We start from the raw sequence: 19414 nt of genomic DNA, 5'->3' as shown, positions 1-19414 counted from the left end.
GCCGTCGGTCCAGGCGCGGATAACGTTGCGTCGCTCAGCAATTCGGTGTCCACGGCACACGACCGCAGAGGGGTGGCCGCTCGCCTGTGAACCGGAGATCGCCGGGACAGCAACACCCCGTGGCGGGGTCGACACGGCCGCGTCGCTCGAACGCGATGAAAGAAGGTGCGGGCCGAGTGTGCGGGCACGTGCCGGGGTGCTCCTGGCGTGGGCCTGCCCGCCGAATCGTCGCGCGGATGACCCGCCTACCGGGAACTGCCCGATCCTGTGCACTGTGCCCTCCGGAAAAGTCTTCTCACCACGCTGTCCGAGCGTCCGTCGCCGGGCGTCAGCCTAGCCACTCGTCCTCGCGCTGACAGATGAGGTCCGGTTGGTGACGGATGCCGCCTGGTGGTAGTACCGTGATTCCTACTGGAAGTAGCATTGGGGGTATGAAGTTGAGCGTCAGTCTCTCCGAGCAAGATGTTGCGTTGCTCGACGAGATAGTGCAGGAGGGGGGCTGTCCTCGCGGTCGGCGGCGGTGCAGGAGGCATTGCGCCTGATCAGGCAGGCCGGTCTGGCCGATGCTTACGCGGATGCCTGGTCGGAGTGGGAGTCCTCGGGCGAGGCGCAGCTGTGGGGCGACACCACCGGCGACGGGGTCGAGTGAGTGCGGCGAGGTGAGATCCGGCTGGTCGATCTGGAGCCGGTACGCGGTGCCGAGTCGAACGAGCGCCGCCCGGCGGTGATCGTCAGCAACGACCGTGCCAACGAGACCGCGGCCCGCTTGGGGCGAGGCGTGGTCACCGTCGTGCCGGTGACGAGCAACACCGGCCGTGTGTATCCGTTCCAGGTTTTTCTGAGTAGCGAATTACCCGGTGTCCGTGTGGATTCCAAGGCGCAGGCCGAGCAGATTCGCTCGGTGTCCGTGGAACGGCTCGGCCCCGCGCTCGGGCGGTTGCCCGAATCGGTTGTAGCCGAGATAGATCGAGCGATATGCCTGCATCTGAGCCTGTAATGCCCGCCGGAGAGTTCAGCTGGGACGCGCTGCGTGAGGCGTTGGCCGAGGGGGGAAGGCCGTGGCCCGTCGATCCCATTGGATCGGGACGCGTTCCTCGCACGAAAGCGCGGCGAAACCGCACGGTGAGGTCGGCACCTGTGCCCGGGACCGTCCGGCGGTCCCGGGCCGGTGACTCTAGATCGGCAGCCGGCGGAAGATCGGGCGCGGGATGTGGCGCAGGATCATCATGACGAAGCGGAACTGGTTGGGAGCCCAGACCAGCTCCTTGCCCTTCTGGGCCGACGAAACCGCAAGCGTCGCAATATCTTCCTTGTCGACGGTGAGCGGGGCCTCCTTGACGTGCGCGGAGAACCGGGTGCGCACCATGCCGGGGCGGATGACCGTGACGCGCGTGCCGTGCGGGCGCAGCGCCTCGCCGAGGCCGAGGTAGAACCCGTCCAGTCCGGCCTTGGTGGAGCCGTAGACGAAGTTGGAGCGGCGCACCCGCTCACCGGCGACCGAGGACATGACGATGATCCGCCCGAAGCCCTGCGCCTTCATCTTCTCGCCCAGCAGCACGCCGACCGACACCGAGGCGGTGTAGTTGACCTGAGCCACCCGGACGGCCTTGGCCTGGTTCTGCCAAAGCTCCTCCGGATCGCCGTCCAGGGCGAACGCGACGATGGCGACGTCGATATCGCCCGCGCTCCACGCCGCGTCGATCACCTTGGCGTGGCTTTCGGTGTCCAGCGCGTCGAAGTCGATGACCTCGACCGCGGACGCGCCCGCGGCCTCCATCTGCGCGACCGCGTCCGCGCGCAGCGGATCGTTCGGCAGCGCGGCCAGCACGATGCGCGCCGGGCCCTTCTTCAGGTACTCGGCGCAGATCGCCAGACCGATTTCCGAGGTGCCGCCCAGGAGCAGAATCGTCTGCGGATTACCTACGGCGTTGATCACTGCAGCTCCAGCCTTCTCGCCATATCGGACATGAAAACGCCTGTGGGATCGACACTTCGGCGGATCTTGATCCACTCGTCGATCCGGGGGTACATCTGGTGGAAGGCCTCGGCGGTGGTCCGGGAGTCCTTCGCGGTGTAGAGCCGGCCGCCGAACTCCATGACCCGGCGGTCCAGATCGCTCACCAGCTCGTTGAGGCCGGGACGGATCGGGAAGTCGCAGCAGATGTTCCAGCCCGGCATCGGGAAGCTCAGCGGCGCCGGGTTGCCCGGACCGAACAGCTTGAAGACATTCAACGCCGAAATGTGGCCGGACGCCTGGATATCGACGATGATCCGCTTGAATTCCTCGACCGCCTCGGTCGGCACCACGAACTGGTACTGCAGGAATCCGGCCGGACCGTAGGCGCGATTCCACTCCGCGACCATGTCCAGCGGATGATAGAACTGCGTCAGGTTCTGGATCTTGCCGGTGTAGTTGCCGCCCATCGCGTAGTACGCCTCGCCGACCGCACCCAGCGTGAGCCGGTTGGCGGTGAAGCTCGGAAAGATCGGCGGCACCGTGAGCAGTTGCGGCGCATCGAATTTGAGCGGGTTCTTCTGCTTCTTCTTGGGCAGCTCGTCGAGCTTGGCCAGGCGGCCGCGGGTGATGCAGGCCCGGCCCAGCTTCGGCGCCGGGTTCATCACGTCGAACCACGCGCTCGAATACGTGTAGTTCGCCTCGCTGCCGTCGCTGTGCGCGGCGATGGTCTCGTCCAACGTCGAGGTCTTGACGCCGTCGTTGATGAAATAGGCCGTCTCGGTCGGCGCCATCTCGATGCTCGCGCGCAGGATGATTCCGGTCAGCCCGTTGCCGCCGACCGTCGCCCAGAACAACTTGGCGTTGCGCTTGGGCGTGATGTGCTGCACCTGGCCGTCGGCGGTGAGCAGCTCGATCGAGCGGACGTGGTTGCCGAAGCTGCCCTCGCTGTGATGGTTCTTGCCGTGGATATCGGAGGCGATCGCGCCGCCGATGGTGACCTGCCGAGTGCCCGGCAGCACCGGAACCCACAGCCCGAACGGCAGCGCGGCCTTCATCAGCTGATCCAGGCTGACGCCGCCGTCGACGTCGACCATGCGGGTGTCGCGGTCGATCCGGTGGATCCGGTTCATCGCGGTCATATCGACGACCAGGCCGCCCGCGTTCTGCGCGTGGTCGCCGTAGGAGCGGCCCAGTCCGCGCGCGATGACGCCGCGGCGCAGGTGCGCCGGCTTGGACTCGTTGTCCTCGGCGACCATGGCGACGGCGCGGGCGATCACTTCGGGATCACCCGTCGAGAGCACTTCGGAAGTGGTTGGCGCGGTGCGACCCCACCCGGTCAGCCGACGAGTGTGCGTGGCGAGTGCTGGGGATTCCTGCGACCCAGCGCTGCCGATCTGCGGTTCGCCGCCCTCACTGGCGGCCGTATCCGCGGCTGTGGAGGTCTGAGCTTTCGTGGACATCGGCATAGAGGCTACAGGTATCGCCGGAGGAAGGACCGGGCGTCACCACCGCCTGCCTCGGATGGAATCCACATCACAGTGCGCTGGGAAGTTACTGGACATCCGATCCCCGCGGGGACTGGCGCACCGCGCGCGGCCCGCTACGCTCGTGCCCGTGACCGCGCAACCCCATCTTCCGCTGCCGCCCGAGTTGCCCCTGGCCGACGAGCCCGGTGGTACGGATGTCGATCTGAAGACGCAGATCTTCCGGTTCATCCTGACCGGTGCGCTGTCCGCGGTCGTGGATTTCGGGCTGTACCTGGTGCTTTGGAAGGGCGCGGGCCTGGATCGCGACATCGCCAAGGCGTGCAGTTTCATCGTCGGCACCACGACGGCGTACCTGATCAACCGCCGCTGGACATTCAAGGCCGAACCCAGTCGCGCCCGGTTCATCGCGGTGGTCGTGCTCTACGCGATAACCTTCGCCGCCCAGGTCGGCATCAACGCGCTGCTGAATACGACCCTGCCCGCGATGAAACTGCACGTCCTGGGCCACCCGGTGACGCTCGCGGTCCTGGTCGCCTTCGTGGTCGCCCAGGGTGTGGCGACCGTGATCAATTTCGTCGTGCAGCGCGCGGTCATCTTCAAGATCTGACGCGCTGACCCGCCTCGCTCCCCCGCCTCCCCGAGACTTCAGCGGGCCGTTGGGGGCGTGGGACTTGGGCGTCGGGCCGGCGGTTGTGAGCCGATAACCTTTTGGGCGTGCCCGGGGTGTTGCCCGTGTGCTTCCGAGATCAGCTGTTGCGCTTCCCCGCGGCCTCCACGGGCCGTGGGTGTCCCTAGATTCAGGGGCCGGGCCGGCGGCCGGGTGCGTACTTCGGTCCTGGGTGTGCCCGGGAGTTATTCATGTTCTTGCGAGATCAGTGATTCCCGTTCAGTGAATCTCGGTTGCTGCCCAGTGGCTCAGGCTGGGGTCAGGGTTACCGGGACTCCGTTGAAGACCGCGTTGCCGGAGGGGGCGTCGACCAGCGAAACGTCGGTGAGGGTGTTCGCGTTGACTCCGGGATGGGTGCGGGCGACCGATTGGGTGTCGTTCTCCTCGTGACCCCAGCCGTGCGGGAGGCTGACGACGCCGGGCATGATCTCGTCGGTCGGTTCCACCGGGACGGTGACCGCGCCCGCCGCGGACTTCACCACCGCATGGTCCGTGAGCCCGAGGCGTTCGGCGTCGGCGGGGTGGATGTGCAGGGTGCAGGTGTTGGAGCCGCCGACCAGGGTCGGGATGTTGTGCATCCAGCTGTTGTTGGAACGCAGCTGCCGCCGGCCGATGAGCAGTAGTTCAGGTGCGGTGTCGGCGAGGCGCTCGCGCAGCCGGGACAGGTCGTCCAGCAGTGGCCGCGGCGCGAGTTCCACTCGGCGCGAGGCGGTGCGCAGAATTCCGGGCAGACGCGGGCGCAGCGGACCCAGATCGATGCCGTGCGGATTGTCCAGCAGCACTCGCAGATTCAGGTCGCCGCGGACGGCGGTGTCTTCTTCGGCGGCGGCCGCATTCCACTCCCCGTACGGGCCCAGACGCAGCATCATATCGATGCGCTGCTCGGTGCTGTTCTCGCCGTGCAGTTCCTCGCGACGCTCCAGCAGTCCGGCCTTGTGCAGCGTTCCGGCGATGACCAGCTCGTCGACGGCGGCGATCGGGTCGCGGCTCGGTTCGGGTTGCTGCCCGGAAACCGCCATCGCCAGCCGGGCGAGGATCTCCGCCTCCGAGGCGCTGTCGCCCAGCGGCACCAGCGGCCGCGAGTAGCGCGCGTAGTTGCGCACCGCGAACTGCAGCAGCGCGAAATCGTAATGCGGCGACTGCACGGTGCGCGGCGGCGGCAGGATCACATCGGCGTGCCGGGTGGTCTCGTTGAGGTAACGGTCCACGCTCACCATGAAGTCCAGTTCGGCGAACGCCTCGGCGAGCCGGGGCCCGCCCGGTGCGGACACCACCGGATTCCCGGCGACGGTGATCAGCGCCCGGATCTGCCCCTCACCGGGTGTGCGGATCTCCTCGGCGAGTGCGGCGATCGGGAATTCGCCCATGGCCTCGGGCAATTCGCGGACGCGGGTGGTCCAGCGGCCGAGCCGGAACGGGCGGGTCCGGACGATGCCGAGCGCGGCGGCGGTGGCGAACATCGCCCCGCCGGGACGATCCAGATTGCCGGTGAGCACGTTGATCACATCCACGAGCCATTGCGTGAGCGTGCCGAATTCGGCGGTACACGTGCCGATCCGGGCGTAAACGGTGGCGCTGGGCGCGGCGGCGAGTTCCCGGGCGAGCCGGATGACGGTGTCCGCGGCGACGCCGGTGCGTCCGGCGACCACGTCTGGGGTGAAATCGGCCGCGGCCGAGCGCACCTCGTCCAGGCCCTCCACCGGTACCCGGACATCGGTGAGATTCTCCGCGAAGAGCGTGTGCACGATCCCGAACAGCAGGTAGGCATCGCTGCCGGGGCGGATGAACAGATGTTCGTCGGCCAGTTTCGCGGTGCGGGTGCGTCGCGGATCCACCACGACGAGCCGGCCGCCGCGTTTGCGCAGCGCCTTCAGCCGTCCCGGATAATCCGGCGCCGTGCACAGTGACCCGTTGGACTCCAGCGGATTCGCGCCGAGCATCAGCAGATAATCGGTGCGATCCAGATCCGGCACCGGCACGGTGAGCGGATCGCCGAACATCAGACCGCTGGCGACCTGTTTGGGCATCTGGTCCGCGGTACTGGCCGAGTAGAGATTGCGAGTGCTCAACGCGCGCATCAGCACCGGGGCGTACAGCGCCCCCGCCAGGGTGTGGGCGTTGGGGTTTCCCAGATACAGCGCCACTGCCGAGCGCCCGAATTCCTGGACCAGCGCCGGAATTCGCTCGGCGATCAGATCGAATGCCTCCTGCCACGAGGCGGTGCGCCAACTGTCGTCGGCGCGATCGCGGATCATCGGACGGGTGAGCCGGTCCGGATCGGCGTCCAGATGCCCCAGACTCGCACCCTTCGGGCACAGGAATCCGCGACTGAACGGATCCTCCCGATCTCCGCGGACCCCGATGACGTGATCCTCGGCGTCGAGGGTCAGCTCTAATCCGCACACGGCCTCACACAGCGGGCAGGTGCGCAACAGGGTGCGAGGAGCATTGGTGACGTCGGTCATAGCACCATCATCACCCGCGCTGCCCACCGCTGAAATGTAAACAGCCATACGCAACACAAAACCGCGAGAACCGGGCGGTTCTCGCGGTTTTGTTGTTGAAACTTCAGCGCTGGATCAGCTGGCGATGCGGGCCAGCTGCGGCTTGCGCCGCCCGGCGAGGGCCGAGCGGACGGCCGCGCCCAGCGCGACCACCGGCGGGATCCAGCGGGCCTCGCTCGGGGCGACGCCCCAGCAGGCGTCGCCGGTCGAGAGCTGGGTCGGCGGCAGCGGGATGCCCGCGCCGTCGGTGTGGACGATCGCGCCCGCCTTGCGCAGCGCCTCTATCGCCATGGCGGCCTTGGCAACGCCGGTGACGAGGTGGATCTCGCGGCGCTCGGCGCCCGGGATCTCGATGACCGGGCCCGTCAGGTCGTTCGCTCGCAAGAACCGGCGCACGGCAGCGGCGAGTTCGCCGATGACCTCGATGCCCGATACATCCTCATCGGTGATCAGGCAGATGCCGTTGGCCGTTTCGGCGACCGTCCAGCCGCGCTGGATGTAGTCCTGCGCGCTAGCGGCCAGCGTGGCCGCCTTGACGGAAGTCGGAAACGTCGTACGCACTGTCTTCTCCATTCCCCGTAAAGATCTGGGTCCTGCTTCGATGCTGTTGGGTCTTGCTGCTGTCACTAGCTGGTCACGAGTCATATCGGGATGCGGCATCCGCGGTGTTACATGTCCTCGAAACTTTTTCGGCAGCCGTAGAATTCATCACAAGTCGGGCGGTCTGATTTGTAACGGCTATCACCCGGACGGTGTCGCCTTCGGCTGTCATGGCTCCTACCTTCTCGCTGCTGCCTGTGAATCCCCGAGGTGCTACCTGTGAATCAAATCCGTTGGGACTGGCAGATTCCCAACGGAATTCTTAACGTCGGCTGGGAGCGGTCGCATTGCCGCAGGCCGCGGGCGGGTAGAGGATCACGGATATGACCGACGACACCGGCGAACCTGTGAGCGTGGAGGCGGACGAGGAGTACCTCGCCTGGCGTGAATCCGTGGCCCAACGCCTGCCGCTGCGCTCGCGGAGTACCGGCGAGGAACCGCGTGCGGAGCCCTTCCGGAGTCCGGGGGCGTTCCGCGAATGGTGTGCGTCGGCCGCGCGAGCCCTGCTCGACGTGCAGTTCGCCCGGCCCGCGACCCGCACCCTGCTGCCGCTGGCCTACATACTGGGCCTGGCCTTCGCGCTCGCGGTGCCGATCGTGCTGACCGTATTGCTGTGGCGGGTGTCGCTGCCGCTGGGGATCGCGTTCCTGGTGGTGGTCGCGGTGCCGCTGGGCCTGACGATCGCCGCCGTGGTTCGGCTGGCGCTGGAGTTCCTGGTGAACGCCGCGCGCCTGGCCGGCCGCGTCGAGCACATCACTCAGCTGGCGGACGACCTGTTCCAGGCGCTGTCCGATGTGGCCGAACCGGTCAACCAGCTGTCCGAGGATGTGCGCGCGGTGCAGTTCTGGCGGTTCCGGAAGCGTCCGCCGCGAAAATAACCCTGGTTGGCGCATCTGTGAGGTTGGCGTGAATGCGCCACACCCCATATCGGGAGATCGTTTTGTTGTGCGACAATCCGAACTCGGGTCCGGCAAGCCGAATCCGGTATCGCATAAGGGTTTTGCCGTTCGGTGTGCCGCGATGGCGAGTACGATCGGCGCACGGACGCAGGGGGAAGTACATGGGCCTACCGCACGGGATCACCGGTTCGACGATGCCCCGCCGCCAGCTGGGCCGACGCCTGCGTGATCTGCGCAACCGGGCCCGGATGACCACGCGGGTGGCCGCGCAGCGGCTGGAATGGTCCGAGGCCAAGATCTGGCGGATCGAAACCGGGCAGACCTCGTTGCGCGGCTTGGACGTCGAGGCCATGTGCAAGGTCTACGGCGCTTCCGGGGAGGCGGCCGAACCGCTGATCGCGCTGGCCCGCGAGACCAAGGCGCGGGGCTGGTGGACCGAGTACAGCGATGTGATCGCCGAGGGTTTCGAGGTGTACCTGGGTCTCGAGGAGGCCGCCACTCGCCTGTCCACCTACGAGAACGAACTGGTCCCCGGCCTGTTGCAGACTCCGGACTACGCCCGCGCGGTGCTGACCGGCGCGCGCCCGGACATCTCGTCCGTCGAGGTCGATCGACGGGTGGCGGTGCGCATCGCCCGCCAGGCGGTACTCACCCGCGGCTCCAAGCCGCTTCGGCTGGAAGCGATGATCACCGAGGCGTTGCTGTGGCACCGGATCGGCAGCGCCGGGGTGATGGCCGCCCAGCTCGACCACCTGCGCCGGCTGTGCGAATTACCCAATATCGAGATCCGCGTCGTCCCAACCGATTCCGGCTACCACGAGGGCATGGACTCGGGCAGCTTCGCCCTACTCGAATTCGACGACGCCACAGGCGAACTCGCCGAACCCCCGGTAGTATTCGTCCAGAACTACACCGGCACAGCCTATTTCGACAAAGAAAACGAAATCACCCGCTACCGCCAGGCTTTCGAGAGCATCCGCGCCGCGACCATCGATGCCCGCGCCCCCCTCGAACAGGCCCGCGCGGGCCTGAACACGTGATTCCCCGTCTCGATTGCGTCACAACAACATCCGATCCCGCCAGAACACGGGCAAACTCCCCGGGTTGCAGCCGAAACGCATCAACTCGCGACCATCGGCCCGACGCCCGATGCTCCAGACGCTCAACTGCCACCCGAAGTCGCGGAGAGGCTGAGTAACAACGGTTTTCGCACGGACACGGCTGGCTCCCAGCTGACGTCCGGAAGGTAATCAGCTCCCAGCCGCCCGCCCGACGCGCAAGTCCCAGCGCACTCAACGACCCGCTGAAGTCACGGAGAGGTGAGGAAGCGTAACAACTGATCTCGTACGGACGTGGGTAACTCCCGGGTACGCCCAGGAGGTAATCGCCTCCCAACCGCCAACCCGCTGCGCAAGGGAGGCGGGGAGCCTAGAGGAGTTGGGACAGGATTTCGCGGTGGGTGCGGGCGGAGGCGGCGTGGACGGCGCGGCCCTTGTCGGTGAGGCAGACGAAGATGGCGCGGCGGTCGTCGCTGCACATGCTGCGGCTGACCAGGCCATCGCGCTCGAGCCGGGCTACGGCGCGGGACAGGGCGCTCTGACTGAGGTAGATGTCGGCGGCCAGATCGCTCATCCGGTATGTCTCACAGGCGGCGTCGACCAGCCGGTCCAGCGTTTCGAATTCGCTCAGGCCGATGCGGTGCCGGTGCTGCAATTCCTTCTCCAGGGCGCAGGACACGGCCGCGTGTTTGTCCAGGAGCTCACGCCACTGCCCCACCAACGCGGTGGGTGCTGCCGCTCGCGGCGCTGACGCTGTCGACGCCTTCGTCATGCCGCCATCCTAGTGGCCCGGACCGAACAATGCAAACGCATTAAATGCTTGCACATTTAATGCACACGCAAGTAATGTTCCGTGTCATGACTTCCACGGCAACGTTCTCGGCGGGCTCCGCTGCCGATACCCGGTGGTCAGCACGCCTCTGGGGCATGTTGATCACGCTGTGCATCGTGTTGTTCCTCGACGGACTCGACGTTTCGATGATCGGTGTCGCCCTGCCGTCCATCGGTAAAGATCTGCATCTGGGCACCTCGACCCTGCAATGGCTGGTCAGCGGCTATGTGCTGGGTTACGGCGGATTGCTGCTGCTCGGCGGGCGCACCGCCGATCTGCTCGGCCGGCGCCGCGTCTTCCTGCTCGCGCTGGGCGTGTTCGCGCTGGCCTCGCTCGCGGGCGGGCTGGTCAGCTCGGCCGCACTGCTGATCGCGACCCGGTTCATCAAGGGTCTGGCCGCGGCGTTCACCGCGCCGACCGGCCTGTCCATCATCACCACCAACTTCGCCGAGGGGCCGGCCCGCAACCGGGCGCTGTCCATCTACACCGTGTTCGGTGCGGGCGGATACTCGATGGGCCTGGTGTTCGGCGGCCTGATGACCGGTCTGGGCTGGCGTTGGACGTTCCTGCTCCCGGTGCCGATCGCGCTGGCCGCGTTGATCGCCGCGGCCGTCCTGGTGCCCCGCGACCGCCGGGCAGAGGAGGGCGGACACGATCTGCTGGGCGCGCTGTTGTCCACCGCGGCCATGCTGCTTCTGGTCTACACCGTGGTTTCCGCGCCGCAGGCCGGATGGGCGTCGGCCCGCACGATCGGTTCGTTCGCCGCGGTGGCGGCGTTGTTCATCGGCTTCGTGGCGGTGGAGAAGCGGGTGCGGCATCCGCTGATCCGGCTCGGCATCCTCCGCCGCGCGACGCTGGTGCGGGCCAGTCTGGTCATCGTCGCACTGGCCGGGTCGTACTTCAGTTGGCAGTTCATCGTGACGCTGTACCTACAGGACACGCTGCACTGGTCGCCGCTGCAACTGGCCATGGCGCTGCTGCCGGTGGGTCTGCTGGTCGCGCTGTCCTCGGTGTTCTCCGACAAGTTGGTCGACCGGTTCGGCACCGGCCCGATCATCGCGGCGGCCATGATCGCGATGAGCATCGGCTACCTGCTGTTCCTGCGGGTGAACACGCACCCGTCCTACCTGACGGTCATCCTGCCCGCGGTCCTGCTGGTCGGCATCGGCTGGATCGGCTTCCCGTCGATCAACATCCAGGCCACCGCCGGTATCGATGATGACGAACAGGGCCTGGCCGCCGGAGTGCTGCAGACGTCGATGCAGGTCGGCGCGGCGATCGTCCTCGCGATCAACACCGCGATCATCGCCTCGGGAGCCCACACCGACGCCTCGCCCGCGGCCGTCCTGAGCGGCTACCGTCCGGGCCTGATCTTCGTCGGCGTGGTGGCGATGATCGGCGCACTCGTGGCACTGACCCACTTCCTGCCCACCCGCCGGGCCGCCGAACCCGTCGTCGGCCTGGACGATGAGCCGAAGCAGGAGGAACTCGCCGCCGCCTGAATCACATGATCGGACGAAGCTCTCGGTGGACGAATACGATTCGTCCACCGAGGGCTTGTTCGCGTACCGATTACGAGGCCGCTCCGAGGTTTGCGGCCCGTCGCACCGACCGGGCTCGCGGCCATGCGGTCGAGACGCACGCCGGAGAACACCCGGGACGTTCACCCTCGATAATGCCGACCCCGAGGTTCGCGGCCCGTCTCGCCGCTCGGACGCGTGGCGGGTGCGAGGAACGAGTGCCGAAACGGGGCCGAGCGGGCGAGACTTCGAGGGCCGCGAACACGCCGTAGCGAAGCGGAGGCCAATTACAACAGCGTGCGCAGTGCGGGCGCCGCGGCGTCCTTCGGGGAGCGGACGTAGGTCAGGGGCCGGCCGTCGCGGCCGGTAGTCGGCCAGTCGATGGCGAGGTCGGGGTCGAAAGCGTCTATGTCGCGGTCGAATTCGGGAGAGTACTCGAGCGAGCAGAGGTACGTGGCGGTGGAGCCGTCGGCGAGGGACAGCAGGGCGTGGCCCAGGCCGTCGGACAGAAAGACCGACCGGCGGTCCACATCGTCGATCAGTACGGTGTCCCAGGTGCCGAAGGTGGGCGAGTCCGGACGCAGGTCCACCACGACGTCCAGGAAGGCGCCGTGCGCACAGGTCACGTATTTCGCCTGGCCGGGCGGGGTTTCGGTGTAGTGGATACCGCGCAGCACCCCGGCCGCGGACACCGAGGTGTTGACCTGCCGCAGATCGAACGGCCGCCCGACCGCCTTCTCGAACTCCGAGGCCTTGAACGACTCGAGGAAGAGCCCGCGATCGTCGCCGTGCAGCCGGGGCGTGAACTCCCAGGCGCCGGGTACGGACAACTCACGAATCTGCATCTCACCAATCCTGTTCGTATTCCGGCGTATTCGTCTCGCGCCCGCGTGCGAGCAGGCCGAACAAATACTCGCCGTAGCCCGAGCGGGTCAGCGGTTCGGCCAACCGCGCGAGCTGTTCGTCGTCGATATAGCCCATCCGCCAGGCGACCTCTTCGGGCGCACCGATTTTCAGGCCCTGGCGTTCCTCGATGGTGCGGACGTAGTTGGCCGCGTCCAGCAGCGAATCGAAGGTTCCGGTGTCGAGCCAGGCGGTGCCGCGGGCCAGCACGTCCACCCGGAGCCGGTCCTGCTCCAGATAGGTTCGGTTGATATCGCTGATCTCGTATTCGCCACGTGCCGAGGGACGTAGCGCGCGGGCGATCTCCACGACGTCGTTGTCGTAGAAGTACAGCCCCGGGACCGCGTAGCTCGACCGCGGCTTCGCGGGCTTCTCCTCGATGGAAATCGCACGGCCGTCGGCGAATTCGACCACTCCGTAGGCGGTCGGATCGGACACCGGGTAGGCGAAGATCGCACCGCCGCTGATCCGGCGGAACCGCCGCAGTCGCGTGCCCAGTCCCGGCCCGTGAAAGATGTTGTCGCCCAGCACGAGGGCGGCCGGTTCGTTGCCGATGTGATCCGCGCCGAGGACGAACGCCCGCGCCAGCCCGTCCGGTTTCGGCTGCACGACGTAGCTGATCGCGATGCCGAACTGCGATCCGTCGCCCAGCAGCCGGGTGAAGGACAGGGCGTCCTCGGGTGTGGTGATGATCAGGATGTCCCGGATACCGGCCAGCATGAGGGTGGAGAGCGGGTAGTAGACCATCGGCTTGTCGTAGACCGGGACCAGTTGTTTGCTCACCCCGCGCGTGATCGGGTGCAGCCGTGTTCCGGTGCCACCGGCCAAGATGATTCCGCGCATGTCACACGAGTCTGCCAGCTTCGGCGGGATAGGGCTCGATGAGGTTCCGACTAGGCGGCGAAATCGTCACGGAAGGTTATACGGGCCTCGATCCGGCCGATTCATATTGTGTAGATCACTTCCACGTGGTCTTCTGAATCGACACTGTGTGAGATGTCAGCGCCGACAACTCGCCGCCGGAGCTCCGGTTGCCGGTGACGCGGCGCGTCCGGAGTGAGGTGGTGCGTGATGACGACCCTTGGAGTGCGCGAATCCGGATCGGGTGTCGTGGCGAATCCAGACGGGAGCAGTCTGACCTCCCGAATGTTGCTACTCGCTTGCCGGAGTTTCGTCGGCCCTTTCGCGCGGCACTATCCGGTCACGCCGTTGACCATGCCGGCGGCGCGGATGCTCGTCGACGGCCTCTCCGCCCTTCGCCCCGGGCCCACCGGTGTGGAACGAGAACAGGTGTGGCTCAACGGTTTCCGCATGGAGATCCTGCGTCCCGCCGGAGCCCGCAAGGCATTGCGCGACGGCGCGGTGATGTACATGCACGGCGGCGGGTTCTTCCTGTGCGGCCTGGACACGCATCGCCCGATCGCGGCGGCGATCGCCCGGCGCACCGGCCTCGCGGTGGTCAACGTCGAATACCGCCAACTGCCGGGCATAACCATCGCGGAATCGGTGCAGGACTGCCTGACCGCGTACCGCTGGCTGATGCGGCACGGGGTCGATCCCGCCCGGATCGTCTTCGCGGGCGACTCGGCCGGTGGATATTTGAGTTTCGTGACCGCGATGCGCGCGATCGAGGCCGGTCTGCCGTCCCCGGCCGGGTTGGTCGGCCTGTCCCCGCTGCTGGACCTGGACTGCGCGGCAAAGAAGGATTACATGAACGTCGGCCGCGACGCCTACATCCCGCTGTGCGGTCTCGAGCAGGTGGTCGAACACGGTGCGAAGGTCGGGGGCCTGCTGGATCCGGCGCTCTCACCGGTCAACGGCGCGCTGGCGAGTCTTCCTCCGGCGCTGCTGATCGTCGGGGAGGACGAATTGCTGCGCTACGACTGCGAATTGATGGCCGAGCGGCTGACCGCGGCCGGGGTGCCGAACTCGCTGGAGTTGTGGCGCGGCCAGGTGCACGCGTTCATGAGCATCCTGCCGAACATGCCCGAGAGCCGGTCGGTTCTGGGCCGGGTGGCGCGTTTCGTGCGGGCCCGGATCGAGCCGGAAACCCCCGCGCGCACGGCATGAGAGTTCGTGTGCCGCAGCACGACTCGATCGAAGCGGCCGCAAGGCCCGAATGAGAGAGCACCCCCGCACCGGCGATCGGTGCGGGGGCGCTGTGGCGTTCGTGCGGTATTACTTGGCCGGGGTGAACGGCGCGTTGATCGTGGTGAAGTACTGCGCCGCGGCCGCGATCGCGACCGGGGCGGTCACCAGCAGCTGGCCCGCGAGGGTGCCCAGCGCGCCGACGGCGATGATGCCGCCGAGGCAGCCGATCGCGGCGGCCGGGATGAACGCACCGAACAGGCCGACGATGGCCGCGGCCGCGACGGTCGCACCCGCGATGCCGCCGAGCACGCAACCGACCGCGCCGCCGCCCAGGCCACCGACCAGGGTGCCGATGGTGGCGCCGGTGGAGATGGTGTCCTTCATGCGGTTGAAGGCGGCCTGCTCACGGTCGTACGGGGTCTTCCAGGGCGCGGTGTTCTGGTACGGCAGGTCGACCGGCTTGTAGACCGCGTGCTGCATGTCGAACTGCGGGGTCAGCGTCGCGGTGTGGTCGGCGATGTTCGCGGCGATCGGGAACTCGAAGTCGTCCACCCGGAACTTCAGCGGCGTTCCGGCCAGCACGGTGCCGTTGGCGGCCTTGATCTTGAAGACGCCGTTCTCGACGTCCATCGAGCCGGCATCGGTCTTGATGATGGTCGCGGTCTTGGTGGTGGTGGCCTTGTAGTCGACCGCGCCGTTGGCGGCGGTGGCCGGGGCCGCGTTCACGGTGCCGGCGGTGATGCCGAGCGCGGCGATCACCAGAGCCGACGTCGCGGCGAATTTCCTCATCAACATGTTCGTGGAACCTCGGTGGTTTCGAATCGGGGGGACCAGGGAATCGAAATCCAGGTCAGCTAACGCCCGGTGAATCTGCTGTGACCGTTAATTCAAATTCTGTTCACCGAGCGGTACTGGCGGTTTGTGCGATGTCGGAAAAACGCAGCGCGCGTGGGGTTTTCGGCAAGCTATCGGACCGCTGGCCGGTACTTACAGTGACGAACATCACATCAAATGAAGGTATCCAGTGCTGGAAACGCGACCTGAATAGGGTATTGACACGGCGCACCCTAGGGGTGTCCACTCGGCGGATATCATCGGTGATCGTGCGATTGCTCATTACCGGCGGCGCCGGATTCATCGGCGCGAACTTCGTCCAGCACACCGTCGCCGAGCGGCCGGATATCCGCGTCGTGGTACTCGACGCGCTGACCTATGCCGGTAACCGGGCGTCACTGGATTCGATCGCGGATCGAATCGAGTTCGTGCGCGGGGATATCGCCGACGCGGAATTGGTCGACCGGCTGGTGGGCGGCGCGGACGCGGTCGTGCACTTCGCGGCGGAATCGCACAACGACAACTCGCTGGCCCGGCCGTGGCCGTTCGTGCAGACCAATATCGTGGGCACATATACCCTGCTCGAGGCGGTGCGGCGGCACGACGTGCGGTATCACCACATCTCCACCGACGAGGTTTACGGCGACCTGGACGCGCAGGCTCCGGCATTCACCGAGAACACTCCCTACAATCCGTCCAGTCCCTATTCGGCCTCCAAGGCCTCGAGCGACATGCTGGTGCGCGCCTGGGTGCGTTCATTCGGGGTGCGCGCGACGATCTCCAACTGCAGCAATAATTACGGTCCGTATCAGCACGTGGAGAAGTTCATTCCGCGGCAGATCACCAATCTCATCGACGGTGTGCGACCGCGGCTGTACGGCGAGGGCAATCAGATCCGGGACTGGATTCACGTCGAGGACCACAACCGGGCGGTCTGGATGATTCTGGAGTCCGGCCGGATCGGGCAAACCTATCTGATCGGTGCGAACGGCGAACTCGACAACAAATCCGTGGTGCGGCTGATCCTGACCGAATTCGGCCGCGATCCGGACGATTTCGACCACGTCACCGATCGGCCCGGACACGACCGACGCTATGCCATCGATGCGAGCCTGTTGCGCACCGAACTCGGCTGGACACCGCGATACGGCGACTTCCGTGCCGGCCTGGCGGCAACCATCGAGTGGTACCGCGAGCACGAAAACTGGTGGCGGCCGGGCAAAGCCGCCGTCGAAACCGCGTATGCGCAAGCGGGGGAGCGGGTTCTGTAACCGCTCCCCGGGTCGCTCAGCCCCAGACCATGAAGCGGTACTTCAGGACCGCGGCCACCAGCGCCACGACCGTCGCCACGACGATCAGCACGGCCGGGCCGCGCGCCGGTGTGCGACCGCCGGAGTCGGTGAGCCGCAACGGGACCCAGCGCAACAGCACCGCGAGGCCGACGATGGCCAACGGGACGAAGTAACGCCCCTGCACCCCGTCGACGAGGTAGAACCCGACCGGTGAGAAGGACATGTACAGCGTCACGTAGATCATCGCGACGCTCGCCAGGATCACCAGCGCGACGATCGCGGTGCGCAGCCGCGCCGCGGACATCCGCTCGGCGATCCCGGTGCTCACCGCGAAAGCCAGCAGGCAGGCCAGGACCGACAGCGCCGGCACCTCGACATAGGCGAAGCCGAGTTCACCGAAGAACTGGGTGAACCAGTGCTGATCGCGGAGCCAGATGCTGTGGACGAAGATCTGCGTGAACCGCCACGGATGTTCCAGGATGAACTGCAGCTGATCACCCGGCCGCACCGAATACCATTGCGCGGGAGGGCGCATCAGGCCCATCCCGTCGCCGGTCGGCGCGGCGATCTTCATCCACACCGCGAACAGCGCGGCCCCGAGAACCGCGAAGCACCACGGGATCCAGCGCAGGGCGCGGCCGAATCCGTACTGCCGCGCGGGAATCAGCGCGACCAGCATCGCCAGCAGGACATAGGTCGGTTTGCTCAGCGGTAGCGCGACCGTGGCGAACAGTGCGGCCGCGACCTCGCCGCGAGACAGGCGCGCGTTCAGGAACAGGCCCTTGACCAACAGACAGGAGACCAGAACGGCCAGTGCGTTGGTGATGGTGTCGGCGGTGACCGTACCGGCCTGGAACAGTGCGATCGGCAGCACCGACACGGTGAACGCCAGCCACTGCACCCGATATCCGCGCAACGCGCGCAGCCCGAAGGCGACCAGCACCAGATAGGCGAGCAGTCCGGCGAGCCTGGTCAGCAGCACCGTCTGCCCGACGTTCAGTCCCGTCGCCTGCGCGATGCGCAGCCCCACGGCCGCGGGCACGTATGGAACCGGGGAGTAGGCGGCGGTGTTGGTGAACCACATCTGCTTGGTCGCCGAGGAGACCGGCGCGTCGCCGAGCCGGTCGTACTGCGCGCGACCGGCCGACAGCGGTGCCGGCTCGGGCGGTTTGCGGTTGTAGTCCCGGAACGCGTAGTTCATCATCGCGTCGATGCTCACCGGAATCTGCCCGCCGTAGGCGACCCCGCGCGAGTCCGCGATCCGCTGCGGTCCGAAACCGCCGTGTGCGACCTGATAGGACCGGCCGAACTGGGTGAGTTCGTCGTGTCCCCAGAACGGCGGCGTGAGCACGGTGAACACCGCGCCGAAGAGCCCCGCGACCAGGACGAAGGCGAGCGCGCCGAGGCCCAGGTGGCGCTGTACCCAGCACAGCGCGGCGCCGGTCCGGCTCGCGCTGCGGGAATTCGCCTGGGCCCCAGCGCTTTCGGACTTGCTGTCGGTCCGCTGCCCGGCGTCGTCGGCGGGCGATCGGTCCGCTTCGGGTTCGGCCTGCGTGGTCATCTCGCCTGCCTGGCAGGTTCGGGCACCGCGGCGCCCACCGCCGAATACCGCAGATACATCAGCCTGGCGGCCTCGTGGCGGGAACGGCGGATGCCGTCCAGGATCAGCCCCGCGGTCCAGGCCAGACTGCCCAGCAGCAACAGCGTGAAGGCCAGGAACAACGTGGGGAACCGGGGCACCGAGTGGATCTGGTAGAACTGCACGATGATCGGCACGGTCAGGATGATCGAGATCAGCCAGGCCAGCGTGCCGAACAGGCCGTAGAAGGCGACCGGACGCTCGTGCCGGGCCAGGCCGATGATCAGCGCCAGGATCTTGAATCCGTCGTGGTAGGTGCGCAGTTTGCTCTCACTGCCCGCGGGGCGATCGCGGAAACCGACCGGTACCTGAGTCTGCGGAACCCGCAGGTGCAGCGAATGCACCGTGAGCTCGGTTTCGATCTCGAATTCGCGCGAGACCGCCGGGAAACTCTTGACGAACCGGCGCGAGAACACCCGATAGCCCGAGAGCATGTCCTCGACGTTATCGCCGAACACCTTGCCGACAACGCCGTTGAGAACCTTGTTGCCCGTTTCGTGACCGGTGCGGTAGGCCGAGGCGCCCGCGTCCTCGCGGCGCACACCGAGTACATGGTCGTAGGGCCCGGACAGCAGGGCCTCGATCATCCGGGGCGCGGCGGCGGCGTCGTAGGTATCGTCGCCGTCGATCATCAGATAGATGTCGGCCTCGATGTCGGCGAAGGCACGCCGGACCACGTTGCCCTTGCCCTTGGTCGTCTCGGTGCGCACGATCGCACCCGCTTCGCGGGCCCGTTCGGCGGTGGCGTCGGTGCTCAGATTGTCGTAGACGTAGACGACGATATCCGGCACGGCGGCCTTGAGGTCGCTGACGACCTTGGCGACCGCGGCCTCCTCGTTATGACACGGCACCACAGCGGCGATGCGAAATTCGGTGGGGTCCACCCCGTCAATCCCTCGGTATTTTGATCGGCCGACGAAATTACGAACACCGGGAGGCTACAGGGCTCCCACGAGCACCTGTTCGCGAACCCTGTATACGAGCTGTGCCGCACGTCCGGTCTTCGCGCCGGGTACCGCCCGACCCGAGGGCGATTCGCGGAACGCTGAAAGTTCGCGGCGCGTCACGATCCCGCATGCCCGGATCCGTTCCCGGGCCACCCCGACGCCGGTCGCGGTGGGCCGGAGGCGG

At 67.0% G+C, this 19414-nt stretch carries 18 protein-coding genes; 8 read left to right on the top strand and 10 right to left on the bottom strand.

The genetic code is table 11. The annotated features are described in order from the left end of the window. Positions 1-520 precede the first annotated feature (520 nt). Positions 521-649, top strand: coding sequence for a hypothetical protein (locus tag AC5WS7_RS13625; RefSeq protein WP_495954823.1), 129 nt, complete (start codon positions 521-523; stop codon positions 647-649). Next, positions 650-997 (top strand): type II toxin-antitoxin system PemK/MazF family toxin, encoded by a 348-nt coding sequence (locus tag AC5WS7_RS13620; protein ID WP_495954822.1) that lies wholly within the window; start codon positions 650-652, stop codon positions 995-997. Between the two features lie 177 nt (positions 998-1174). On the opposite strand, the gene dprE2 is transcribed toward AC5WS7_RS13620, so the two are convergent. Then, positions 1175-1936, bottom strand: coding sequence for a decaprenylphospho-beta-D-erythro-pentofuranosid-2-ulose 2-reductase (gene dprE2, locus AC5WS7_RS13615; protein ID WP_495954821.1), 762 nt, complete (start codon positions 1934-1936; stop codon positions 1175-1177). Next, positions 1933-3417 (bottom strand): decaprenylphosphoryl-beta-D-ribose oxidase, encoded by a 1485-nt coding sequence (gene dprE1, locus AC5WS7_RS13610; RefSeq protein WP_495954820.1) that lies wholly within the window; start codon positions 3415-3417, stop codon positions 1933-1935. The genes dprE2 and dprE1 overlap by 4 nt, the downstream gene beginning before the upstream one ends. Before the next feature lie 154 nt (positions 3418-3571). On the opposite strand from dprE1, the gene AC5WS7_RS13605 reads away from it, so the two are divergent. Next, on the top strand, positions 3572-4051 hold the full coding sequence (locus AC5WS7_RS13605) for a GtrA family protein (RefSeq protein ID WP_495954819.1): 480 nt from the start codon (positions 3572-3574) through the stop codon (positions 4049-4051). A gap of 308 nt (positions 4052-4359) precedes the next feature. On the opposite strand, the gene AC5WS7_RS13600 is transcribed toward AC5WS7_RS13605, so the two are convergent. Continuing rightward, on the bottom strand, positions 4360-6576 hold the full coding sequence (locus AC5WS7_RS13600) for a molybdopterin-dependent oxidoreductase (RefSeq protein ID WP_495954818.1): 2217 nt from the start codon (positions 6574-6576) through the stop codon (positions 4360-4362). A 114-nt stretch (positions 6577-6690) separates the two neighbouring features. Continuing rightward, on the bottom strand, positions 6691-7176 hold the full coding sequence (locus AC5WS7_RS13595; RefSeq protein WP_495954817.1) for a hypothetical protein: 486 nt from the start codon (positions 7174-7176) through the stop codon (positions 6691-6693). A gap of 362 nt (positions 7177-7538) precedes the next feature. On the opposite strand from AC5WS7_RS13595, the gene AC5WS7_RS13590 reads away from it, so the two are divergent. Together AC5WS7_RS13590 and AC5WS7_RS13585 are read left to right on the top strand one after the other, a co-directional pair. Further along, the gene (locus tag AC5WS7_RS13590; protein WP_495954816.1) at positions 7539-8093 is read left to right on the top strand and encodes a DUF4282 domain-containing protein; all 555 of its coding nucleotides are present in this window, start codon (positions 7539-7541) and stop codon (positions 8091-8093) included. 182 nt (positions 8094-8275) lie between these two features. Further along, the gene (locus tag AC5WS7_RS13585; RefSeq protein ID WP_495954815.1) at positions 8276-9154 is read left to right on the top strand and encodes a helix-turn-helix domain-containing protein; all 879 of its coding nucleotides are present in this window, start codon (positions 8276-8278) and stop codon (positions 9152-9154) included. 388 nt (positions 9155-9542) lie between these two features. Here AC5WS7_RS13585 and AC5WS7_RS13580 read toward each other — a convergent pair whose 3' ends face one another. After that, complete coding sequence (locus AC5WS7_RS13580) at positions 9543-9944, bottom strand: MarR family winged helix-turn-helix transcriptional regulator (RefSeq protein WP_495954814.1); 402 nt, start codon at positions 9942-9944, stop codon at positions 9543-9545. An 86-nt stretch (positions 9945-10030) separates the two neighbouring features. Here AC5WS7_RS13580 and AC5WS7_RS13575 point away from each other — a divergent pair, with 86 nt between their 5' ends. Beyond that, the gene (locus tag AC5WS7_RS13575) at positions 10031-11506 is read left to right on the top strand and encodes an MFS transporter (protein WP_495954813.1); all 1476 of its coding nucleotides are present in this window, start codon (positions 10031-10033) and stop codon (positions 11504-11506) included. 305 nt (positions 11507-11811) lie between these two features. Here the strand turns inward: AC5WS7_RS13575 and AC5WS7_RS13570 are convergent, their stop codons facing one another. Further along, a complete protein-coding gene (locus tag AC5WS7_RS13570) occupies positions 11812-12369 on the bottom strand; it encodes a dTDP-4-dehydrorhamnose 3,5-epimerase family protein (RefSeq protein ID WP_495954812.1) in 558 nt (185 codons plus the stop codon). A gap of 1 nt (position 12370) precedes the next feature. Beyond that, complete coding sequence (gene rfbA / locus AC5WS7_RS13565; protein ID WP_495954811.1) at positions 12371-13270, bottom strand: glucose-1-phosphate thymidylyltransferase RfbA; 900 nt, start codon at positions 13268-13270, stop codon at positions 12371-12373. 228 nt (positions 13271-13498) lie between these two features. Here rfbA and AC5WS7_RS13560 point away from each other — a divergent pair, with 228 nt between their 5' ends. Continuing rightward, a complete protein-coding gene (locus AC5WS7_RS13560; protein WP_495954810.1) occupies positions 13499-14497 on the top strand; it encodes an alpha/beta hydrolase in 999 nt (332 codons plus the stop codon). A 108-nt stretch (positions 14498-14605) separates the two neighbouring features. Here the strand turns inward: AC5WS7_RS13560 and AC5WS7_RS13555 are convergent, their stop codons facing one another. Then, positions 14606-15313 carry a DUF8020 domain-containing protein gene (locus tag AC5WS7_RS13555; protein ID WP_495954809.1) on the bottom strand — a complete coding sequence of 236 codons (708 nt, stop codon included), beginning with the start codon at positions 15311-15313 and terminating at the stop codon, positions 14606-14608. Between the two features lie 308 nt (positions 15314-15621). Here AC5WS7_RS13555 and rfbB point away from each other — a divergent pair, with 308 nt between their 5' ends. Then, positions 15622-16623 (top strand): dTDP-glucose 4,6-dehydratase, encoded by a 1002-nt coding sequence (gene rfbB / locus AC5WS7_RS13550; protein WP_495954808.1) that lies wholly within the window; start codon positions 15622-15624, stop codon positions 16621-16623. Positions 16624-16639: 16 nt separating this feature from the next. Here the strand turns inward: rfbB and AC5WS7_RS13545 are convergent, their stop codons facing one another. Further along, positions 16640-18205, bottom strand: a complete 1566-nt coding sequence (locus tag AC5WS7_RS13545) for a DUF2142 domain-containing protein (protein WP_495954807.1) — start codon at positions 18203-18205, stop codon at positions 16640-16642. After that, the gene (locus AC5WS7_RS13540; protein WP_495954806.1) at positions 18202-19167 is read right to left on the bottom strand and encodes a glycosyltransferase; all 966 of its coding nucleotides are present in this window, start codon (positions 19165-19167) and stop codon (positions 18202-18204) included. Before AC5WS7_RS13540 ends, AC5WS7_RS13545 begins: the two co-directional genes overlap by 4 nt. Positions 19168-19414 lie beyond the last annotated feature (247 nt).

The sequence above is a fragment of the Nocardia sp. PLKS1-43 genome (assembly GCF_059510335.1).
This window is presented reverse-complemented; position numbering and strand designations above follow the sequence as displayed.

Excerpts from the sequence above, each read along its gene's own strand:
- dprE1 (WP_495954820.1), bottom strand. The coding sequence starts at position 3,417 with ATGTCCACGAAAGCTCAGACCTCCACAGCCGCGGATACGGCCGCCAGT.
- AC5WS7_RS13600 (WP_495954818.1), bottom strand. The coding sequence starts at position 6,576 with ATGACCGACGTCACCAATGCTCCTCGCACCCTGTTGCGCACCTGCCCG.
- AC5WS7_RS13590 (WP_495954816.1), top strand. The coding sequence starts at position 7,539 with ATGACCGACGACACCGGCGAACCTGTGAGCGTGGAGGCGGACGAGGAG.
- AC5WS7_RS13585 (WP_495954815.1), top strand. The coding sequence starts at position 8,276 with ATGGGCCTACCGCACGGGATCACCGGTTCGACGATGCCCCGCCGCCAG.
- AC5WS7_RS13580 (WP_495954814.1), bottom strand. The coding sequence starts at position 9,944 with ATGACGAAGGCGTCGACAGCGTCAGCGCCGCGAGCGGCAGCACCCACC.
- AC5WS7_RS13575 (WP_495954813.1), top strand. The coding sequence starts at position 10,031 with ATGACTTCCACGGCAACGTTCTCGGCGGGCTCCGCTGCCGATACCCGG.
- AC5WS7_RS13570 (WP_495954812.1), bottom strand. The coding sequence starts at position 12,369 with ATGCAGATTCGTGAGTTGTCCGTACCCGGCGCCTGGGAGTTCACGCCC.
- rfbA (WP_495954811.1), bottom strand. The coding sequence starts at position 13,270 with ATGCGCGGAATCATCTTGGCCGGTGGCACCGGAACACGGCTGCACCCG.
- AC5WS7_RS13560 (WP_495954810.1), top strand. The coding sequence starts at position 13,499 with ATGACGACCCTTGGAGTGCGCGAATCCGGATCGGGTGTCGTGGCGAAT.
- AC5WS7_RS13555 (WP_495954809.1), bottom strand. The coding sequence starts at position 15,313 with ATGTTGATGAGGAAATTCGCCGCGACGTCGGCTCTGGTGATCGCCGCG.
- AC5WS7_RS13545 (WP_495954807.1), bottom strand. The coding sequence starts at position 18,205 with ATGACCACGCAGGCCGAACCCGAAGCGGACCGATCGCCCGCCGACGAC.